At 70.1% G+C, this 15,319-nt stretch carries 11 protein-coding genes; 7 read left to right on the top strand and 4 right to left on the bottom strand.

The features are described from left to right. Positions 1-42 precede the first annotated feature (42 nt). Both R2E43_RS15220 and R2E43_RS15215 read left to right on the top strand, forming a co-directional pair. Entirely contained in the window at positions 43-3,942 is a 3,900-nt protein-coding gene (locus R2E43_RS15220) for a DNA-directed RNA polymerase subunit beta' (protein WP_003974308.1), read from the top strand. A gap of 233 nt (positions 3,943-4,175) precedes the next feature. Continuing rightward, positions 4,176-4,502, top strand: coding sequence for a hypothetical protein (locus R2E43_RS15215; RefSeq protein WP_231908957.1), 327 nt, complete (start codon positions 4,176-4,178; stop codon positions 4,500-4,502). A gap of 16 nt (positions 4,503-4,518) precedes the next feature. Here the strand turns inward: R2E43_RS15215 and R2E43_RS15210 are convergent, their stop codons facing one another. Beyond that, a complete protein-coding gene (locus R2E43_RS15210) occupies positions 4,519-5,814 on the bottom strand; it encodes a glycosyltransferase family protein (RefSeq protein WP_037666416.1) in 1,296 nt (431 codons plus the stop codon). A 100-nt stretch (positions 5,815-5,914) separates the two neighbouring features. Between R2E43_RS15210 and R2E43_RS15205 the strand changes: the two genes are divergently transcribed. The 5 genes from R2E43_RS15205 to tuf all read left to right on the top strand — a co-directional run bounded on the left by R2E43_RS15205 (position 5,915) and on the right by tuf (position 11,573). Next, entirely contained in the window at positions 5,915-6,940 is a 1,026-nt protein-coding gene (locus R2E43_RS15205; RefSeq protein WP_210984266.1) for a glycosyltransferase family 2 protein, read from the top strand. A gap of 255 nt (positions 6,941-7,195) precedes the next feature. Beyond that, the gene (gene rpsL / locus R2E43_RS15200; protein ID WP_003948652.1) at positions 7,196-7,567 is read left to right on the top strand and encodes a 30S ribosomal protein S12; all 372 of its coding nucleotides are present in this window, start codon (positions 7,196-7,198) and stop codon (positions 7,565-7,567) included. 2 nt (positions 7,568-7,569) lie between these two features. Then, a complete protein-coding gene (gene rpsG, locus R2E43_RS15195) occupies positions 7,570-8,040 on the top strand; it encodes a 30S ribosomal protein S7 (protein ID WP_003974303.1) in 471 nt (156 codons plus the stop codon). A 39-nt stretch (positions 8,041-8,079) separates the two neighbouring features. Next, on the top strand, positions 8,080-10,206 hold the full coding sequence (fusA, locus tag R2E43_RS15190; protein WP_003974302.1) for an elongation factor G: 2,127 nt from the start codon (positions 8,080-8,082) through the stop codon (positions 10,204-10,206). A 173-nt stretch (positions 10,207-10,379) separates the two neighbouring features. Next, positions 10,380-11,573: an elongation factor Tu gene (gene tuf, locus R2E43_RS15185; protein WP_011029795.1), complete on the top strand. Its 1,194-nt coding sequence runs from the start codon at positions 10,380-10,382 to the stop codon at positions 11,571-11,573. On the opposite strand, the gene R2E43_RS15180 is transcribed toward tuf, so the two are convergent. The 3 genes from R2E43_RS15180 to R2E43_RS15170 form a co-directional block, all read right to left on the bottom strand. Then, on the bottom strand, positions 11,563-11,916 hold the full coding sequence (locus R2E43_RS15180) for an AfsR/SARP family transcriptional regulator (RefSeq protein ID WP_003974300.1): 354 nt from the start codon (positions 11,914-11,916) through the stop codon (positions 11,563-11,565). The two genes, tuf and R2E43_RS15180, sit on opposite strands and share 11 nt — an antisense overlap. A 131-nt stretch (positions 11,917-12,047) precedes the next feature. Continuing rightward, entirely contained in the window at positions 12,048-14,528 is a 2,481-nt protein-coding gene (locus R2E43_RS15175; protein WP_332056281.1) for an ABC transporter permease, read from the bottom strand. Beyond that, positions 14,522-15,262 (bottom strand): ABC transporter ATP-binding protein, encoded by a 741-nt coding sequence (locus R2E43_RS15170; protein ID WP_037666410.1) that lies wholly within the window; start codon positions 15,260-15,262, stop codon positions 14,522-14,524. Before R2E43_RS15170 ends, R2E43_RS15175 begins: the two co-directional genes overlap by 7 nt. Positions 15,263-15,319: the final 57 nt, after the last annotated feature.

The following is a 15,319-nucleotide window of genomic DNA, read 5'->3' as shown; positions in this document are numbered from 1 at the left end:
TTCAGACCACAGACTTACAACCCTGAGAGGGATTGACGCATAGTGCTCGACGTCAACTTCTTCGACGAGCTCCGGATCGGTCTGGCCACCGCTGACGACATCCGTCAGTGGAGCCACGGCGAGGTCAAGAAGCCCGAGACCATCAACTACCGCACCCTCAAGCCCGAGAAGGACGGACTCTTCTGCGAGAAGATCTTCGGTCCGACCCGGGACTGGGAGTGCTACTGCGGCAAGTACAAGCGCGTCCGCTTCAAGGGCATCATCTGTGAGCGCTGCGGCGTCGAGGTCACTCGCGCCAAGGTGCGCCGTGAGCGGATGGGCCACATCGAGCTGGCCGCTCCCGTCACCCACATCTGGTACTTCAAGGGCGTCCCGTCGCGCCTGGGCTACCTGCTCGACCTGGCGCCGAAGGACCTCGAGAAGGTCATCTACTTCGCCGCGTACATGATCACCTTCGTGGACGAGGAGCGCCGCACCCGCGACCTGCCGTCGCTGGAGGCCCACGTCTCCGTCGAGCGCCAGCAGATCGAGCAGCGCCGCGACTCCGACCTGGAGGCCCGCGCCAAGAAGCTCGAGACCGACCTGGCCGAGCTGGAGGCCGAGGGCGCCAAGGCCGACGTGCGCCGCAAGGTGCGCGAGGGTGCCGAGCGCGAGATGAAGCAGCTGCGCGACCGTGCGCAGCGCGAGATCGACCGCCTCGACGAGGTGTGGAACCGGTTCAAGAACCTCAAGGTCCAGGACCTGGAGGGCGACGAGCTGCTCTACCGCGAGCTGCGCGACCGCTTCGGCACCTACTTCGACGGCTCGATGGGCGCCGCCGCGCTCCAGAAGCGCCTGGAGTCCTTCGACCTCGACGAGGAGGCCGAGCGCCTCCGCGAGATCATCCGCACCGGCAAGGGCCAGAAGAAGACCCGTGCGCTCAAGCGCCTCAAGGTCGTCTCCGCGTTCCTGCAGACCAGCAACAGCCCCAAGGGCATGGTGCTGGACTGCGTGCCGGTCATCCCGCCGGACCTGCGTCCGATGGTGCAGCTGGACGGTGGCCGCTTCGCGACCTCCGACCTGAACGACCTGTACCGCCGCGTCATCAACCGCAACAACCGCCTGAAGCGGCTTCTCGACCTCGGCGCGCCCGAGATCATCGTGAACAACGAGAAGCGCATGCTCCAGGAGGCCGTGGACGCGCTCTTCGACAACGGCCGCCGCGGCCGCCCGGTCACGGGCCCCGGCAACCGTCCGCTGAAGTCGCTGTCCGACATGCTCAAGGGCAAGCAGGGCCGCTTCCGTCAGAACCTGCTCGGCAAGCGTGTGGACTACTCCGCGCGTTCCGTGATCGTCGTCGGTCCGCAGCTGAAGCTGCACCAGTGCGGTCTGCCGAAGGCCATGGCGCTGGAGCTCTTCAAGCCGTTCGTGATGAAGCGCCTGGTCGACCTGAACCACGCGCAGAACATCAAGAGCGCCAAGCGCATGGTCGAGCGCGGCCGCACGGTCGTGTACGACGTCCTCGAAGAGGTCATCGCCGAGCACCCGGTTCTGCTGAACCGTGCGCCGACGCTGCACCGCCTCGGCATCCAGGCCTTCGAGCCGCAGCTGGTCGAGGGCAAGGCCATCCAGATCCACCCGCTCGTCTGCACCGCGTTCAACGCGGACTTCGACGGTGACCAGATGGCCGTGCACCTGCCGCTGTCCGCGGAGGCGCAGGCCGAGGCCCGCATCCTGATGCTGTCCTCGAACAACATCCTCAAGCCGGCCGACGGCCGTCCGGTGACGATGCCGACCCAGGACATGGTCCTCGGTCTGTTCTTCCTCACCACCGACTCCGAGGGGCGCAGCCCCAAGGGCGAGGGCCGTGCCTTCGGCTCCTCCGCCGAGGCGATCATGGCCTTCGACGCCGGAGACCTGACGCTTCAGGCGAAGATCGACATCCGCTTCCCGGTGGGAACCATCCCGCCCCGCGGCTTCGAACCCCCGGCCCGCGAGGAGGGTGAGCCGGAGTGGCAGCAGGGTGACACCTTCACCCTGAAGACCACGCTGGGCCGTGCGCTCTTCAACGAGCTGCTGCCCGAGGACTACCCGTTCGTCGACTACGAGGTCGGCAAGAAGCAGCTCTCCGAGATCGTCAACGACCTCGCCGAGCGCTACCCGAAGGTCATCGTGGCGGCGACGCTCGACAACCTGAAGGCGGCCGGCTTCTTCTGGGCCACCCGTTCCGGCGTCACCGTCGCCATCTCCGACATCGTCGTTCCCGACGCGAAGAAGGAGATCGTCAAGGGCTACGAGGGCCAGGACGAGAAGGTCCAGAAGCAGTACGAGCGCGGTCTGATCACCAAGGAAGAGCGCACGCAGGAGCTCATCGCGATCTGGACCAAGGCGACCAACGAGGTCGCCGAGGCGATGAACGACAACTTCCCGAAGACCAACCCGGTCTCCATGATGGTGAACTCGGGTGCTCGCGGAAACATGATGCAGATGCGTCAGATCGCCGGTATGCGCGGTCTGGTGTCGAACGCGAAGAACGAGACGATCCCGCGTCCCATCAAGGCCTCCTTCCGTGAGGGCCTGTCCGTGCTGGAGTACTTCATCTCCACGCACGGTGCCCGTAAGGGTCTGGCGGACACCGCGCTGCGGACCGCCGACTCGGGTTACCTCACGCGTCGTCTGGTCGACGTCTCCCAGGACGTCATCATTCGCGAGGAGGACTGCGGCACCGAGCGCGGTCTCAAGCTGCCGATCGCCACGCGCGACGCGGACGGCACGCTGCGCAAGGCCGAGGACGTCGAGACCAGCGTGTACGCCCGCATGCTCGCCGAGGACGTCGTCATCGACGGCAAGGTGATCGCGCCGGCCAACGTCGACCTCGGTGACGTCCTGATCGACGCCCTGGTCGCCCACGGCGTCGAGGAGGTCAAGACCCGCTCGATCCTGACCTGTGAGTCCCAGGTCGGCACGTGCGCCATGTGCTACGGCCGCTCGCTGGCCACCGGCAAGCTGGTCGACATCGGTGAGGCGGTCGGCATCATCGCCGCCCAGTCCATCGGTGAGCCCGGCACCCAGCTGACGATGCGTACCTTCCACACCGGTGGTGTGGCCGGTGACGACATCACGCAGGGTCTGCCGCGTGTCGTCGAGCTCTTCGAGGCCCGTACCCCGAAGGGTGTCGCCCCGATCTCCGAGGCCTCCGGCCGCGTCCGGATCGAGGAGACCGAGAAGACCAAGAAGATCGTCGTCACCCCCGACGACGGCAGCGACGAGACGGCGTTCCCGATCTCGAAGCGTGCCCGTCTGCTGGTGGGCGAGGGCGACCACGTCGAGGTGGGCCAGAAGCTCACCGTGGGTGCCACCAACCCGCACGACGTGCTGCGCATCCTGGGTCAGCGTGCCGTCCAGGTCCACCTGGTCGGCGAGGTCCAGAAGGTCTACAACTCGCAGGGCGTGTCGATCCACGACAAGCACATCGAGATCATCATCCGGCAGATGCTGCGCCGCGTGACGATCATCGAGTCCGGCGACGCCGAGCTGCTGCCCGGCGAGCTGGTCGAGCGGACCAAGTTCGAGACCGAGAACCGTCGTGTGGTCCAGGAGGGCGGTCACCCGGCCTCCGGTCGTCCGCAGCTGATGGGTATCACCAAGGCCTCGCTGGCGACGGAATCCTGGCTGTCGGCCGCCTCCTTCCAGGAGACGACCCGAGTCCTGACGGACGCGGCGATCAACGCCAAGTCCGACAGCCTCATCGGCCTCAAGGAGAACGTCATCATCGGTAAGCTCATCCCGGCCGGTACGGGTCTGTCCCGCTACCGCAACATCCGGGTGGAGCCGACCGAGGAGGCCAAGGCCGCGATGTACTCGGCCGTCGGCTACGACGACATCGACTACTCGCCGTTCGGCACGGGCTCCGGCCAGGCCGTTCCGCTGGAGGACTACGACTACGGTCCGTACAACCAGTAAGCGGGCAGCTTGATACGACCGAAGGGCGGTCACCCCGAGCGGGTGGCCGCCCTTCGGCGTGCCGCCCCCCGCCGTCGGTTGCTCGGGTGCGGAGCACCTGGGGGGGGAAGTGTCTGACGACAAGCCAGTGCCGAACAACCTGCTCGTCTCCGGAGTCGCCGTGCTCCTTCTGAACCTGCTGATCTGGGGCGGGGCAGGCAGCTTCGCCGCGGCGGGAGGGCGTCCGAGGCTCCATGCCGGCCGCCGCCGTGCCCTTCGTTCTGGGCGCGGTCCTCGGGGCCCGCTTCCTGTGGTCCGCCGTGTTCTTCGCCGACGACTCCGAGAGCCGGATCGTCATGGCGGTCGTAGGACTGCTGCTCGGCGGCCTGCCGGGCGCGCTCTACGGGCGCTGGCTGTTCGGCAGGTGGGGTGCCGCGCTGCTGCTGTGGGGGGTGCGGCTGGACCGCGGTGGTCCGGTGCCGGCCTCGGGGCCCGCGCAGGAGGGCGCCCGCAACGTACTTCTCGCGCTGAGCCTGACGGGCGCGGTGCTCGGCTGTGCCGGCGGGGCGGCGCTGGTCTGACCGCCCCGCGGCTCCCCTACGGCACGCCGAGTTCGAAGATGACGTAGTGGGCGTACCAGCCGGAGGCGATCGAGGCCGTGGTGAAGAAGACGATCAGGCTCGGCAGCTTCAGGCGGCTCAGGGCCGCGGCCGGGGCCAGGAGGAGGGGGAAGGCGGGCAGCAGGTAGCGCATGGTGTTGCCGAACATCTGCTGGGTGCCCAGGACCGTGACGATCGTCGCCAGGGTGTAGGCGACCAGGACCAGCGGGGGCCTCCTGCGCAGCATCAGGGCGATGAGGAAGGGCAGCGCCAGGACCAGCTGGAGGGAGAGCAGGTCCGGGGTGGAGAAGGCGAAGGGGTAGTCGCCCCGGCCCACCGCGAGGTTGCGCAGCACGTCCCAGGTGTAGGCGCCGTAGTCGAAGAAGTGGGCCCAGCCCTCGCGCTGGAGGGTGAAGTAGGCCGTGGCCTCGCCGGTGCTCCAGCCGACCCAGGCGATGTAGGAGAGCAGGCCGAGCGGCGCGACGAGCATCGCGTACACGGGGCCGCGTACGCCGTGCTCGCGCCGGGAGGCGGGGCGGGCCAGCGTGACCAGGGCGGCCAGACCCACCGCGCCTATGAGGACGGCGGACGTGGGCCGGTTCAGGCCGGCCGTGAAGGCCAGCAGGCCCGCCGTCACCCAGCGGCCCTTCATCACGGCGTAGCAGGTCCAGGCGGCGATGGCGACGAACAGCGACTCGGAGTACACCGCCCACTCGACGCCCGCGCCCGGCGCCACCGCCCACAGCCCGGCCGCAACGGTGCCCGCCCGCGCTCCCGCGAGCAGCGAGATCACGGCGTAGATCCCCGCCGCCGCGACGAAGGAGGAGACGACGGAGACCAGGATGCCGGAGCCGTACAGGCCGAGGCCGGTGGACTCCGAGACCATGCGGATGAGCGCCGGGTAGAGCGGGAAGAACGCGACCGAGTTCTGCTGGACCGTGAACAGGCCGTCGGAATCCAGCCGGACCAGGGCGGGGCTGTAGCCGTGCTCGGCGACCTGGAGGTACCACCAGCCGTCCCAGGTGGCCAGCACGTCCCACCAGTGGGCGCCGCCGCCGAAGCGCGGGTTCTTCCCCCGGAAGTCCCCGGCGTGGGTGAGGAGGGAGGCGAAGACCCCGAGGCCGACGAGTTTCGTGACGCCGTAGAGCGCCAGCGGGGCGAGGTAGGGCCGGGCCCCGGGCGGGAGGGCGGGGAGCCGGCTCCGCCAGGAGCGTGCCGCCCCCTCGCCGCCGGCCGGCCGTTCGCCGGTGCCGTCCGGCCCGTCCGTCACCGTGTCGTCGGCAGCCGTGTCCATGGCTGTCATCCCCCTCGGGCCACCCTCAAGCGTCAATTGCTGCCATAAGATCGCACAAGAGTCGCACATCTGTACTCAAGGTCATGAGGAGGGAGGCGCGGTGCCCGAGGGACGGGACGCGGAGCGGCACGCACCGGTCGTGCTGTCGGTCGTCATTCCGATGTTCAACGAGGAAGACGTCCTGCCCGCGCTGGTCACCAGGCTCCGTCCGGTCCTCACGGAGCTGGGCGTCCCCCACGAGGTCGTCGCCGTCGACGACGGCAGCGGCGACCGCACGGCGGAGCTGCTGGACGCCTTCCGGCTGGGCTGGCCGGAACTGCGCGTCGTCGCGCTGCGGCGCAACTCCGGCCACCAGGCGGCCCTCACGGCGGGCCTCGACCGGGCCCGCGGCGCCTACGTGGTCAGCCTGGACGCCGACCTCCAGGACCCGCCGGAGAAGATCCCCGACATGCTGGCGCTGGCCCGCGCGGAGGGCCTCGACATCGTGTACGGGGTCCGTGCGGACCGCAGCAGCGACTCCGGGTTCAAGCGGTGGACGGCGGGCGTCTACTACCGGCTCATGCGGCGCCTGGCGGGCCCGTCGGTCCCCGCCCAGGCGGGCGACTTCCGGCTGCTCAGCCGGGCCGCCGTGGAGGCCCTCAAGGCCCTGCCCGACCAGCAGCGGGTGTACCGGCTGCTGGTGCCCTGGCTGGGCTTCCCGAGCGGGCAGGTGACGTACGAGCGCGCGCCGCGTACGGCGGGCCGCACGAAGTACCCGCTGGGCCGGATGATCCGCCTGGCGGTGGACAGCGTCACCGGCTTCTCCGCGGCCCCGCTGCGCATCGCCACCTGGCTGGGCGCCGGCGCCTTCGTGGTCTGCCTGGGGCTGCTGGTCTACACGCTGACCGCGTTCGCCCTGGGCCGCACGGTGCCCGGCTGGACCTCGCTGTTCACCGGCATCGTCTTCATCGGCGCCGTGCAGCTGGTCTGTGTCGGCCTGCTGGGCGAGTATGTCGGGCGCATATACACGGCGGTGCAGAACCGGCCCACCTACTTCGTCCGCCACGACACGGCGGCGACCGTACCCGTGCCCGGCCCCGCGCCCGGCTCCGCCGACACGCTCGCCGAACAGGACAAAGTGGGATAGAGCGGGCGCCGATGCCGGTGTCGCCCATTTGTTTTGACCGCAGCGAATGCGCTAGGTACGCTCATACCTTGTGCCTGGGGTGTGCCCTGGCCCCCGTGCGTGTCTACAGCCGCACCGGGGGCCGTGTGTGGCCACCGCATTTCGCGTCTCCTTCCGCCTCGCGGCGGGAGTTCGCGGCTTCGACACACCCGACCGCGTGGGTCGGTGACGTTCCAGGTTAGCTTCACCATTCGGCACACAGAAACCGGAGAAGTAGTGCCTACGATCCAGCAGCTGGTCCGGAAGGGCCGGCAGGACAAGGTCGAGAAGAACAAGACGCCCGCACTCGAGGGTTCGCCCCAGCGCCGTGGCGTCTGCACGCGTGTGTTCACGACCACCCCGAAGAAGCCGAACTCGGCCCTGCGTAAGGTCGCGCGTGTGCGTCTGACCAGTGGGATCGAGGTCACCGCTTACATTCCGGGTGAGGGGCACAACCTGCAGGAGCACTCCATCGTGCTCGTGCGCGGCGGCCGTGTGAAGGACCTGCCGGGTGTTCGCTACAAGATCATCCGCGGTTCGCTTGACACCCAGGGTGTGAAGAACCGCAAGCAGGCCCGCAGCCGCTACGGCGCCAAGAAGGAGAAGTAAGAATGCCTCGTAAGGGCCCTGCCCCGAAGCGCCCGGTCATCATCGACCCGGTCTACGGTTCTCCTCTGGTGACCTCCCTGATCAACAAGGTGCTGCTGAACGGCAAGCGCTCCACCGCCGAGCGCATCGTCTACGGCGCCATGGAGGGTCTGCGCGAAAAGACCGGCAACGACCCGGTCATCACGCTCAAGCGCGCTCTCGAGAACATCAAGCCGACCCTCGAGGTCAAGTCCCGCCGTGTCGGTGGCGCGACCTACCAGGTCCCGATCGAGGTCAAGCCGGGCCGTGCGAACACGCTCGCCCTGCGCTGGCTGGTCGGTTACTCCCGCGCCCGTCGCGAGAAGACCATGACCGAGCGTCTGCTCAACGAGCTCCTCGACGCCTCCAACGGCCTGGGTGCCGCTGTGAAGAAGCGCGAGGACACGCACAAGATGGCCGAGTCCAACAAGGCCTTCGCGCACTACCGCTGGTAGTCGCTACCCACATCGAGACCGAGAGAAGACTGAAGCCTTATGGCTACCACTTCACTTGACCTGGCCAAGGTCCGCAACATCGGGATCATGGCCCACATCGACGCGGGCAAGACGACCACCACCGAGCGGATCCTGTTCTACACCGGCGTCTCGTACAAGATCGGTGAGGTCCACGACGGCGCCGCCACGATGGACTGGATGGAGCAGGAGCAGGAGCGTGGCATCACGATCACGTCTGCTGCGACCACCTGTCACTGGCCGCTCGAGGACAACGACTACACGATCAACATCATCGACACCCCGGGGCACGTCGACTTCACCGTCGAGGTGGAGCGGTCCCTGCGTGTGCTCGACGGTGCCGTGACCGTGTTCGACGGTGTCGCCGGTGTCGAGCCCCAGTCCGAGACGGTGTGGCGTCAGGCCGACCGTTACGGCGTGCCCCGCATCTGCTTCGTGAACAAGCTGGACCGCACCGGCGCCGAGTTCCACCGCTGCGTGGACATGATCTCGGACCGCCTGGGCGCCCAGCCGCTGGTCATGCAGCTCCCGATCGGTGCCGAGGCCGACTTCCAGGGCGTCGTGGACCTGGTCCGCATGAAGGCGCTCGTGTGGTCCGCCGACGCGGCCAAGGGCGAGATGTACGACGTCGTCGACATCCCGGCCACGCACACCGAGGCCGCCGAGGAGTGGCGCGGCAAGCTGGTCGAGGCCGTCGCGGAGAACGACGAAGAGGTCATGGAGCTGTTCCTGGAGGGCCAGGAGCCCACCGAGGAGCAGTTGTACGCCGCGATCCGTCGCGTCACCATCGCCTCCGGCAAGTCCAGCGACACCACGGTCACCCCGGTGTTCTGCGGCACCGCGTTCAAGAACAAGGGCGTCCAGCCCCTGCTCGACGCGGTCGTGCGCTACCTGCCGACCCCGCTCGACGTCGAGGCCATCGAGGGCCACGACGTCAAGGACCCCGAGGTCGTCGTCAAGCGCAAGCCGTCGGAGGACGAGCCGCTCGCCGCGCTCGCGTTCAAGATCATGAGCGACCCGCACCTCGGCAAGCTCACCTTCGTCCGGGTGTACTCCGGCCGCCTGGTGTCCGGCACCGCGGTGCTGAACTCCGTCAAGGGCCGCAAGGAACGCATCGGCAAGATCTACCGCATGCACGCCAACAAGCGTGAGGAGATCGAGTCGGTGGGCGCCGGTGACATCGTCGCCGTCATGGGCCTGAAGCAGACCACCACCGGTGAGACGCTGTCCGACGACAAGAGCCCGGTCATCCTGGAGTCCATGGACTTCCCGGCCCCGGTCATCCAGGTCGCCATCGAGCCCAAGTCGAAGGGCGACCAGGAGAAGCTCGGCGTCGCGATCCAGCGCCTGGCCGAGGAGGACCCGTCCTTCCAGGTCCACACCAACGAGGAGACCGGCCAGACCATCATCGGTGGTATGGGCGAGCTGCACCTCGAGGTGCTGGTCGACCGCATGCGCCGTGAGTTCAAGGTCGAGGCCAACGTCGGTAAGCCCCAGGTCGCCTACCGTGAGACGATCCGCAAGACCGTCGAGCGCGTGGACTACACCCACAAGAAGCAGACCGGTGGTACCGGTCAGTTCGCCAAGGTGCAGATCGCGATCGAGCCGATCGAGGGCGGCGACGCCTCGTACGAGTTCGTGAACAAGGTGACCGGTGGCCGCATCCCGAAGGAGTACATCCCTTCGGTGGACGCCGGTGCGCAGGAGGCCATGCAGTTCGGCATCCTGGCCGGCTACGAGATGACGGGCGTCCGCGTCACGCTCATCGACGGTGGCTACCACGAGGTCGACTCCTCCGAGCTCGCCTTCAAGATCGCCGGTTCGCAGGCCTTCAAGGAGGCCGCGCGCAAGGCTTCGCCCGTGCTGCTCGAGCCGATGATGGCCGTCGAGGTCACCACGCCCGAGGACTACATGGGCGACGTCATCGGCGACATCAACTCCCGCCGTGGCCAGATCCAGGCCATGGAGGAGCGGATGGGTGCCCGCGTCGTGAAGGGCCTCGTGCCGCTGTCGGAGATGTTCGGCTACGTCGGAGACCTCCGCAGCAAGACGTCGGGTCGCGCAAGCTACTCGATGCAGTTCGACTCCTACGCCGAGGTTCCCCGGAACGTCGCCGAGGAGATCATCGCGAAGGCCAAGGGCGAGTAACGGGCTACTCCGTTTAACGGACCCCGTTCTCACGCTTTAGGCTTGACCCCGGAGCCTGCATGGGGCATTCCGCCGTGAACCCGGTGGAATGCCCCCGGCACCCGGGCTTTCCAGCAAAGATCACCTGGCGCCGATGAGTAAGGCGTACAGAACCACTCCACAGGAGGACCCCAGTGGCGAAGGCGAAGTTCGAGCGGACTAAGCCGCACGTCAACATCGGCACCATCGGTCACATCGACCACGGTAAGACGACCCTCACGGCCGCCATTACCAAGGTGCTGCACGACGCGTACCCGGACATCAACGAGGCGTCGGCGTTCGACCAGATCGACAAGGCTCCCGAAGAGCGCCAGCGCGGTATCACCATCTCGATCGCGCACGTCGAGTACCAGACCGAGGCGCGTCACTACGCCCACGTCGACTGCCCCGGTCACGCCGACTACATCAAGAACATGATCACGGGTGCCGCGCAGATGGACGGCGCCATCCTCGTGGTCGCCGCCACCGACGGCCCGATGCCGCAGACCAAGGAGCACGTGCTCCTGGCCCGCCAGGTCGGCGTTCCGTACATCGTGGTCGCCCTGAACAAGGCCGACATGGTGGACGACGAGGAGATCCTGGAGCTCGTCGAGCTCGAGGTGCGTGAGCTCCTCTCCGAGTACGAGTTCCCGGGCGACGACGTTCCCGTCGTCAAGGTCTCCGCTCTGAAGGCCCTCGAGGGCGACAAGGAGTGGGGCAACTCGGTCCTCGAGCTCATGAAGGCCGTGGACGAGGCCATCCCGGAGCCCGAGCGCGACGTCGACAAGCCGTTCCTGATGCCGATCGAGGACGTCTTCACCATCACCGGTCGCGGTACGGTCGTCACCGGCCGCATCGAGCGTGGTGTCCTCAAGGTCAACGAGACCGTCGACATCATCGGCATCAAGACCGAGAAGACCACCACCACGGTCACCGGCATCGAGATGTTCCGCAAGCTCCTCGACGAGGGCCAGGCCGGTGAGAACGTCGGTCTGCTGCTTCGCGGCATCAAGCGCGAGGACGTCGAGCGCGGCCAGGTCATCATCAAGCCGGGCTCGGTCACCCCGCACACCGAGTTCGAGGCCCAGGCCTACATCCTGTCGAAGGACGAGGGTGGCCGTCACACCCCCTTCTTCAACAACTACCGTCCGCAGTTCTACTTCCGTACGACGGACGTGACCGGCGTCGTGACCCTCCCCGAGGGCACCGAGATGGTCATGCCGGGTGACAACACCGAGATGAAGGTGGAGCTCATCCAGCCCGTCGCCATGGAAGAGGGCCTGAAGTTCGCCATCCGCGAGGGTGGCCGGACCGTGGGCGCCGGCCAGGTCACCAAGATCAACAAGTAAGCTCCGCTTGCTTGTCGGTCGACCCGACCTGACATGGGCTGATGCCTGAAAGGGCCCGTACGACTTCGGTCGTACGGGCCCTTTCGCCATGTGCGGTCGGGTCCAGGCCGCTGAGGCAGTCGCCCTGCCAGAGCGCCGCGGCCGTGCGCAGCCGGGCCACCGCCTCTTCCCGGCGGCCCTCGGGGCCGAGCCGTCTGGCCCCGGCCACGAGGCCGGTGAAGAGTACGGCGTCCACGGTGCCGGGCTCCGTAGTGAGAACCTTGCCGGAGGGCCGGGTCGCGATGGTCGCCGGGCGGGTCGCCCGGCCGAGGAGGGTGCGCAGCCGGGAGACGCGGATCTGCACCTGGGCGCGAGCCGTCTTCGGCGGGGCGTCGCCGCCGTTTCCCGAGTGTTCGCCTCCCCCCCCGCCTTCCCTCGCTGCCCGCGCCGTGCTTCCGCCGCACGGCCCGCCGCCGCAGCGCCCGCTTCGCCGTGTCACCCGCCGGGGCGCCCGCCGCGCCGCCGCAGCGCCAGCGCGGCCGGGACGACCGACGCGGTGGCCGCGAGTACCGCGCAGACGCCCGCTACCGTGCCGGCGGCCGCCCACGGCAGTACCGGAGGGGCGGGCACCGAGAGAAGGGCGAGCGCCGCCCACATCCCGGCCAGGTCGAGCCCGGCGACGGCCAGGCCCAGGAGGGTGCCGACCGCGACCACCGTCAGGGACTCGGCGGCCACCACGCGCAGCACCTGCCCGTCGGTGGCCCCGGCGAGGCGCAGGACCGCCTGCTCGCGGATCCGGGCGGGCGCCGCCATCAGCACGGTGTTGACCACCGAGATCCCGGTGTAGAGCAGCGCGATGCCGAGGACCAGGAGGAGGCCCGCCCGCGTCGCGCCCTCGGAACCCGGGGACGCCGCGTCGGCCCACGCGTGCCCGCTCGACACCCGCCCGCCGGACGGCGCGACCGCCGCCCGCAGCCCGGCGGCGACCGCGTCCGGGTCGGCGCCGTCGGCGAGCGCGACGTCCACCCGGTCGACGGGGGCGCCGACCGCGTTGGCCGCGGTGACGTAGACGCCGTTGTCACCGGTGCCGGTCTCCAGCACGGCCGCGATGCGCAGCACCCGCTCGGTGCCGTCCCCGAGCCAGACCCGCACGCTCCGGCCGACCGTGTGCTCCCGCCACTCCTCGTTCACGATGATCGAGCGGTCGTCGAGGTCGGCGACCCGGCCCTTTGCCACCGGCAGCCGGGCGGTCGCCGCGAGGGCCCCGGGGTCGGCGACGGCACGCGCCTGGGACCGGACGAGGGCCACGCCGTCCTCCAGGACGTACACCTCGCCCGCCGCGCTCGGGGAGATCCGCGCCCCGGGGACCGCGCGCAGGCGGTCCAGCGTCGCCGGGTCGAAGCCCGCGTCGGACGGTGCCGCGGCCACGTAGGCCGCGGTGGTCCGGGCCCGGGTCTCGGCGGCCTTCGCCCCGTCCAGCGTCGCGACGGCGCCGAGCAGGGAGCCCGTGAGCGCGACCGTGACCAGCACGGGCGCCGCGAGGGCCGCGGTGCGGCGGACCCCGGTCGCGGCGTTCTCCCGGACCAGCAGGCCCGTGGCACCCGGCAGGCGGGCCGGCAGCCGGGTGAGCAGCCGCGTCAGCGGGCGCACCACGACCGGCGCGAGCAGCGCGGCCGCGGTGATCAGCAGCATCGGCCGGGTGACGTAGGTCTTGCGGTGCAGCAGGTCGCCGGGGTCGTCCGCGAGGGCGAGGACTAGCGTCACCAGCGCGGTCAGCAGCAGCGCCAGCCCGGACAGCCACCGCCCCCGGGTCGTCGCCCCGGCGTCCGCCGCCGCCTCCCGCAGCGCTTCGACGGGGCCGGTGCGCCCCGCCCGCCAGGAGGCGGCGGCCGCCCCGCACAGGGCGACCAGGAGCCCGGTCCAGAAGGCGAGGTGATACGGCCAGGTGTGGTCGCCGAGGGTGAACCAGGCCGGGGCGAGGCCCTCGCCGACGACCCAGTGGGTCAGCGGCGGCGCCCCGTACGCGCCCAGCACGCAGCCCGTGCCGGAGGCGAGTACGCCGACCACCGCGGCCTCGGCGAGCACCGTCCGGCGCAGCTGGCCCGGCGTCGCGCCCGCGGTGCGCAGCAGCCCGAACTCCCGGCGGCGCTGGGCGACCGCGAAGGCGAAGGTGGAGGACACGACGAACACCGACACGAAGGCGGAGACGCCGCCGGCCGTGCCGAACAGGGCGTTGAGGGCGGTCAGCGCCTCTTCGTCCCGGTGCGGGTCGGCGTCCGCGTACCGCCGGTCGGCGCCGGTGAGCACCCGGACGCCCGCACCGCCCGGCACCCCGTCCCGTACGGCCTCCCGCACCGCCTCCCGTACGGCGGAAGCTTCCGCGTCCACCGCCAACTGCACGCTGAGCGGGGCGAGTTCGGCGGCCCGTGCGTCGGTGAAGAAGACGGCGTCCTCGAAGCCGAGGCCGGGTACGGTCCCCACCACCCGCAGGGTGCCCCGGTCCGTGCGCACCCGCTCGCCCGGCGCGGCCCAGCCGCCGGTGACGACGACCTCGTCGGCGGCGCGGGCCGCACGGCCGGCGTCGATCCGGTACGGAGCGAACGCGGCGGTGGACCAGGGGTGGCCGACCGGAGCGCCGGGCCCGCGTCCGCCCCGCACGCGCACCGGGAAGGACCGGTCCTCGACGACGGTGCCGAGCCGCTCCAGCCGGGCCACGACCGGCGTCGGCACGGGGCGAACCCGCGCCTGCTCCGCCGTACGGTCGCCGGAGGGCGTCGGCACCCGCAGGGTGTCCTGCCCCCGGACCACCACCGGCGCCGCGGCGAACCGTTCCGGTGCCCGCTCGGGGGCGTCCAGCGAGGCCGCCAGGGCCCGCCCCGTCACGGCCAGCAGCGCGACCCCCAGCGCCAACGCGACGAAGCTCCCGGTGAAGGTGACCCAACGGGTGCGCAGCGTGCACAGGGCGACGGTCAGCACGGCGCGGCCTCCAGGCGGGTCATGCGGGTGGCGATGCCGTCCGGTCCGGAGCCGGTCAGTTCGTCGTGGACCCGGCCGTCGACGAGGAACAGCACGCGGTCGGCGTAGGAGGCGGCCACCGGATCGTGGGTGACCATGACGACCGTGCGGCCCTCGCCGTCGGCCATGGCGCGCAGCAGGGTCAGCACCTCCCGGCCGGTGCGCGAGTCCAGCGCCCCCGTCGGTTCGTCGGCGAACAGCACCTCCGGGCGGGTGATCAGCGCGCGGGCCAGGGCGACGCGTTGCTGCTGGCCGCCGGAGAGCTCGGCCGGCCGGTGCCGGGCGCGGTCGGCCAGCCCGACCTGGCGCAGCGCCTCGCGCACCCGGCCCCGCGGCGGGCGGCGTCCGGCCAGCCGCAGGGGGAGCGCCACGTTCTGCGCGGCGGTCAGCGACGGCAGCAGGTTGAACGCCTGGAAGACGAAGCCGACGCGCTCCCGGCGCAGCAGGGTCAGCCGCCGCTGGCTCAGCCCCGTCAGCTCCGTGCCGCCGACGACGACCGATCCCGACGTGGGCCGGTCCAGTCCGGCGGCGCACTGGAGCAGGGTCGACTTGCCCGAACCCGAGGGGCCCATGACGGCGGTGAAGCTGCCGCGGCGCAGGGCGAGGGACACGTCGTCCAGGGCGGTCACGGTGCCCTCGCCCGCGCCGTACCGTCTGCTGACGGAACTCAGTCGGATCGCGTCGTCGCTGGTCATCAGTCTCCACTTCCCGATGTCCGGTGGATGCCCGGTGCGCCAACGAAACCGTGCGGG

The organism is Streptomyces violaceoruber (assembly GCF_033406955.1).
In the GTDB taxonomy this organism is placed as follows: domain Bacteria; phylum Actinomycetota; class Actinomycetes; order Streptomycetales; family Streptomycetaceae; genus Streptomyces; species Streptomyces violaceoruber.
The sequence above is the reverse complement of the archived record's forward strand: the minus strand, read 5'-3'. Positions and strand labels throughout refer to the sequence as shown.